5 protein-coding genes and 1 tRNA gene are annotated in these 3,746 nt (G+C 65.4%); 3 read left to right on the top strand and 3 right to left on the bottom strand.

Features of this window, described 5'->3' with window-relative positions:
* The first annotated feature begins 91 nt into the window (after positions 1-91).
* The 3 genes from AC5JJ6_RS03645 (at position 92) to AC5JJ6_RS03635 (ending at position 1,563) form a co-directional block, all read left to right on the top strand.
* A tRNA-Met gene (locus tag AC5JJ6_RS03645) sits at positions 92-168 on the top strand.
* 101 nt (positions 169-269) lie between these two features.
* Positions 270-671 carry a copper homeostasis periplasmic binding protein CopC gene (copC, locus tag AC5JJ6_RS03640; protein WP_496040741.1) on the top strand — a complete coding sequence of 134 codons (402 nt, stop codon included), beginning with the start codon at positions 270-272 and terminating at the stop codon, positions 669-671.
* Positions 672-681: 10 nt separating this feature from the next.
* A complete protein-coding gene (locus AC5JJ6_RS03635; RefSeq protein WP_496040740.1) occupies positions 682-1,563 on the top strand; it encodes a CopD family protein in 882 nt (293 codons plus the stop codon).
* Positions 1,564-1,577: 14 nt separating this feature from the next.
* Here AC5JJ6_RS03635 and purU read toward each other — a convergent pair whose 3' ends face one another.
* The 3 genes from purU to AC5JJ6_RS03620 all read right to left on the bottom strand — a co-directional run.
* Entirely contained in the window at positions 1,578-2,444 is an 867-nt protein-coding gene (gene purU, locus AC5JJ6_RS03630) for a formyltetrahydrofolate deformylase (RefSeq protein WP_496040742.1), read from the bottom strand.
* 105 nt (positions 2,445-2,549) lie between these two features.
* Positions 2,550-3,245 (bottom strand): uridylate kinase, encoded by a 696-nt coding sequence (locus tag AC5JJ6_RS03625; protein WP_496040739.1) that lies wholly within the window; start codon positions 3,243-3,245, stop codon positions 2,550-2,552.
* Positions 3,246-3,378: 133 nt separating this feature from the next.
* On the bottom strand, positions 3,379-3,746 hold a 368-nt coding region (locus AC5JJ6_RS03620), incomplete at its 5' end, for a glycine betaine ABC transporter substrate-binding protein (protein ID WP_496040738.1).

Below are 3,746 nucleotides of genomic sequence, written 5' to 3'. Positions count from 1 at the left end.
CAACCATCCGATACAAAGCCTCGAAGCCGACGCCACCGTGTCCAACCCGTCACTCATTCTCATCCCACATGCCGATGTCCGAACACCCTGACGCGGGGTGGAGCAGCCCGGTAGCTCGTCAGGCTCATAACCTGAAGGTCGCAGGTTCAAATCCTGCCCCCGCAACCAAATCAGCCCGTCCAGGCAAAAGCCCGGACGGGCTTTTTGCTGTCCGGAACTCGCCAGCGGAAGCACCGGATGCTAGGTTCGTCAGGGCGAAGTTCGGCTTGATGAACTTCGATCGATTGACGGTGGGGGAGGGGGCTTTGGCGGTGCATGGATTGATCGTGGCATTGGGACTGCTGGCAATGGTCGGCCTGACCGGTCGGGCCGAAGCCCATGCCAAACTCAGGGAGGCATCGCCCGCCGAAGGTGTCGTCAAATCAGCGCCGGCCGAGGTGATCGTCACCTTTACGGAAGCGCTCGAGCCGAAGTTCAGCAAGATCGAGGTCACGGACTCCAAGGGTCAAAGGGTCGATCAAGGGGCCGCGCAAGCGGTGCCGGGCGAACCCGCCCGGCTGGCCGTCGCTCTCAAGCCGCTGGCTGCCGGAACATACAAGGTGACGTGGCGCGTCGTTTCCGTCGATACCCATCGGAGCGAAGGCTCCTACCAGTTCACCGTCGCTCCTTGAGTGCTGCGGAATGAGCTTGGAAACAGCGGACTGGGTTCGGGCGGTCGAGCGCGGCCTCCATCTGACGGCGTCATTCTCGGTATTCGGCGTGATCCTGTTCCGCACCGTGCTCGCGCATCCCGTCGTCGCACACCTGACGGACGAGGCTGCCGAACGCTTCGACCTCGCCTGCCGGGGGCTGGTCTGGTTCAGCGCGGAAGTCGCCCTGTTTGCCGCCGCCGCATGGCTGTTGATGCAGGGTGCCTACATGGCGCAATCCGACACGATCGGCGGCACCTTCGAAGCGATTCCGACCGTCCTGTTCGGGACGGCGTTCGGTCAGCTCCTGCTGTTCCGGCTGCTGTTGCTGGGTGCCGCCGTAGCGCTGTTCAGGCTATACCGGCATGGCGGGCGGATATGGTCCCTCCTGCTATCGGGCGCCAGCGTGGCGCTTCATGCCTGGACGGGACACGGAGCCGCGATGGAAGGCGGAGCCGGCATGCTGCTGACGGCAGCCCTGGCCCTGCATCTGATGGCGGCCAGCGCTTGGCTCGGAAGTCTGGCGCCGCTGTTCCTGCTGCTTCGCGACGCGCCGGGGGAAGCGGCCGACATGGCAAGGCGCCGGTTCGCTCCGTTCGGCCTTGCCTGCGTGGTAACGCTGGCCTTCACCGCCCTGTACCAGGGGCAGACGATCATCGGAAGCTGGCCGGACCTGTTCGGGACCGAATACGGCCTGTGGGCCGTCGCCAAGACGGTGCTGTTCGCCCTGCTGCTGGCCTTCGCCGCCGCCAACCAGTTCCTTCTGTCCCACGCGGGCCTCCGCATCAGCGTTGCCCTCGAGACGGCGGCCGGCCTGCTGGTCGTCCTGGCCGCCTCGGTTCTGGTCAACCTGCCGCCGCCGATGCATGGCTGACCGAATAAACAACCTCAGTCGAAGACGACGGTGCAGTCGCCGTTGATGAACACCCGCCGCTCGACATGCAGCTTCACGGCCCTCGCCAGCACGACGCTTTCGATGTCGCGGCCGATGGCGGTGTAGTCCTCCGCCGACATGGCGTGGCTGACCCGCGACAAATCCTGCTCGATGATCGGTCCCTCGTCCAGGTCGGGCGTCACGTAATGCGCGGTCGCTCCGATCAGCTTGACGCCTCTCCTATGCGCCTGATGATAAGGCTTGGCACCCTTGAAGCTGGGCAGGAACGAGTGGTGGATGTTGATCGCCCGCCCGGCCAGCCGGCGGCAAAGGTCGTCCGATAGAACCTGCATATACCGGGCGAGCACCACCAGATCGACCCGCTCCGCTTCGATCAGGTCGAGCAGCCGGCTTTCCTGCTCCGCCTTGGTGTCGCGGGTGACCGGCAGGTAGTGGAACGGCAGGCCGTGGCCGGCCGTGAAGGCCTCGAAGTCCCGGTGGTTGGACGCGATCCCGACGATCTCGACCGGCAGCGCGCCGATGCTGTAGCGGTAGAGCAGGTCGTTGAGGCAATGGCCGAACCGCGACACCATGATCAGCAGGCGCGGCTTCTCCGCCGGGTTCCAGACGTTCCATTCCATCGCGAAACGCGCCGCGATCGGCTCGAAGGCCTGCCGCAGCCCGCACGCGTCGCCTTTTCCGGCCTCATCCTCGCAGGACAGCCGCATGAAGAAGCGTTGGCGGTCGCGATCCACGAACTGGGCGCTTTCGATGATGTTCCAGCCGCGCTCGGCCAGACATGTCGAGACCGCCGCGACGATGCCGGTCGTGCTGGGGCAGGCGAGGGTGATGATGACTTGCCGTGGGCTGCCGCTGTCCATGCCGGGAAGCTCCGCTTTCCTGTCGATTGCCGGGAAGCTCAGCATGGACGAAGCGCCTGTCCCCGACTTTCCCGACGGCGACAGGCCGCGCCGCAGACAGAGCGGTTACGCCGGTCTTTCCTTCATCAGCGACGGGACCGAGGCCAGCGGGCAGCCGAACTCCTCGTCGCGGTCGATGGCCGCCGCAAGCTCTTCCACCTGATCGCGCCCGACGCACCACACCTTGCCCCGGAACCGGCGCCGCCATCCGGGGAAGTCGGCTCCCAGCAGACCGTCGCGCACCATGCCGAGGGTATCGGCGGCATTGCAGGGGCAGGTGCCCGACTTGACCAGGATAAGACGCTCCGCCCTCAACTCCACCGCCAGCCAGGCGGCCAAGCTGTCGGAACTCATGTCCCAGTCGTCGACCAGATCCGGGCGCTCCCGGACAAGCCCTCCCGGCATCCAGACGCTGGCACGCCCGGCGGCGGCGTTCGCCCAGATCGCGTTGAAGTCAGGAGCGGTCGCGATGTCCGAGCGGATGCCGTGGAGCAGCAGAGCATGGCTGTCCATCCCCAGCAGCATCATCCGCCGGACGATAGCAGGAGCCAGTCGCCACATGTCCTCCGCCTCGTGGACCGTTTCGGCGAAGGGACCGCCGGTCGGCACGATCACCATAGGGGCCTTGGCTGCCAAGCGGCCTGCCAGAGTGAGCCAGTCCGCCATCGCCACCCAGTCGGCAAGGTTGCCGCCGATCTGGATGACGCAGGCGCCGGCTTTGACGGCGGCAGCGGTTTCAGTCGGGTCGAAAACAGAGTCCATGGCTGAAATCCGGTGGGGGAACGGTCGTCGCACACCCTGGTTGACCATTGTTTAGGCGCCGACACAAGGCAACAGGTACCTTTTTGCGACAGTTCCCGCCCGATGAACCGGCTTTTCGCCATAGTCCCGACTATCAGGAGAGCTTCAGGTGCTTCCGGACCGCCGCCAAGCCTTCCTTGCCGTCCACGGTGGTGACGCCGGCCAGCCAGGTTTCCAGCACCTTCGGGTTGGCCTTCAGCCAAGCCGTCGCCGCCGCTTCCGGCTGCTGCTTGTCGTCGATGATCGAGGTCATGACCTCGTTCTCCATGTTCAGGTCGAACACGAGGTTCTCCAGGAACTTGCCGACATTCGGACAGGTCTGCCGATACCCGGTCGGGACGTTGGTGTAGACGGTGGCTCCGCCCAGGTTCGGCCCGAACCACTCGTCGCCGCCGGTCAGGTAGGTCATGTCGATCGACTTGTTCATCGGGTGCGGTTCCCAGCCCAGGAATACCGCCCACT

Source organism: Skermanella sp. (assembly GCF_059503625.1).
Note: the sequence above shows the minus strand (reverse complement) of the source record. Positions and strands in the feature narration are given on the sequence as shown.

What these genes read in the sequence shown, in the direction of transcription:
- AC5JJ6_RS03625 (WP_496040739.1), bottom strand. Translation starts at nt 3,245, where the DNA reads ATGGACTCTGTTTTCGACCCGACTGAAACCGCTGCCGCCGTCAAAGCC.
- purU (WP_496040742.1), bottom strand. Translation starts at nt 2,444, where the DNA reads ATGGACAGCGGCAGCCCACGGCAAGTCATCATCACCCTCGCCTGCCCC.
- copC (WP_496040741.1), top strand. Translation starts at nt 270, where the DNA reads ATGAACTTCGATCGATTGACGGTGGGGGAGGGGGCTTTGGCGGTGCAT.
- AC5JJ6_RS03635 (WP_496040740.1), top strand. Translation starts at nt 682, where the DNA reads ATGAGCTTGGAAACAGCGGACTGGGTTCGGGCGGTCGAGCGCGGCCTC.